General features: G+C 42.5%; 1 protein-coding gene. It reads right to left on the bottom strand.

Translation table 11 applies throughout. From position 1 onward, the window contains the following. Nucleotides 1-486: 486 nt before the first annotated feature. Nucleotides 487-1,260: hypothetical protein (locus B0B05_RS04245; protein ID WP_221406966.1), on the bottom strand; the 774-nt coding region annotated here is incomplete at its 5' end.

Raw genomic sequence — 1,260 nt, 5'->3', positions numbered from 1 at the left:
AGAGGTCAGGGTTCATGGTTCGGAGTTCAAAGTTCAAGGTTTTGGATGGTAGTGGGATGCTTCGAGAGCCTCAGCATGACAGTGCGGGAGGGTTCAGAGTTCAGAGTTGAGAGTTCAGGGTTGGGAGTTCAGGGTTTTGGATGATGGATGTTGGAAGCTGGAAGCTGGAAGCTGGATGATGGGATGCTTTGGTGGGTTTGAGGGTTTGAGGGTTCGAGATTCGGAGTTCAGGGTTGAGGGTTTTGGATGATGGGTGTTGGAAGCTGGAAGAAGGGGTGGGAAGAATCAAGAGAAAAGAAAAAAGAGAAAAGAAAAAAGAAACAAGAGAAAAGATGATGGAGGTTCCCTATACATTGATACTATCCCATCAAGTGTGTAAGTTAAAAAGCTGGGCTTGGATTTTATAATCTGAGCTTTTTTCAAAAATAAGCATCAATTGGTTTAAAACAATTCCCCAATTTGAATAGGCATAGTGCATTTGTTTGTTTAACGAATGATGATGGTGTTGGCTTTTTGGAGGTTTTTGTTGTTGCGGGTGAGCAAACGGACCTGATACAGGTTGGGGGCCAGGCCGAGTTGGTCCAGTTTGGTGATCCTAATCTGCATGATGTTTTTTTCATCCACCAATAATTGATCCTGCTGCAGGTTGACTGGTTCACCGTCGATGGATACAATGTATTTTCCGTCTTTTATTTCCGTGTATTTTGAGATCAAGGCCGTCACCGGGATCAAAATGGTTTTGGGAACCGGCTTCATATTAATGATCAGCGTGCTTTTTTTATCAACACTCTCAGCCTGATTTGCCTGCTTTTCAATTTTAACAGATTCAATTTTGTCAGATTGTAATGTTAATATGGTTTCGTAAGGGACCGGATGATTATCGAGTATTAGGATGGGTTTGTTAAGTTCCCAAGGCTGCTCTTTAACTACTTTAGGTATGGTGTCTGTTTTGAGATATGGTGTATCTGTTGGTTTTTTAAGCTTCTTTGTTTCCTGAGATTGTATAACTGCGCTCAGTAAAATAGAGCCAATGAGAAGTATTTTGTGGATTGTCATGGTATGGATGGTTACTGGGTTAAAGATAGTTAAGCTTTTACGGCTGTGCAAGAGGGCAGCAACGAGTTCGGGTTGACAGGTTTGAGAGTGGGAGCATTTGAGAGTAAGAGAGTGGGAGGCTGGGAGAATGGGAGGGGTTTTATAAATGATGGAAGCTAGATGATGAATGATATGGTGGTTGAGGTTAGAAGTTTGGGGACTGGG

It is taken from the genome of Epilithonimonas bovis DSM 19482, from assembly GCF_900108115.1.
GTDB lineage: Bacteria > Bacteroidota > Bacteroidia > Flavobacteriales > Weeksellaceae > Epilithonimonas > Epilithonimonas bovis.
The sequence above is the reverse complement of the archived record's forward strand: the minus strand, read 5'-3'. Positions and strand labels throughout refer to the sequence as shown.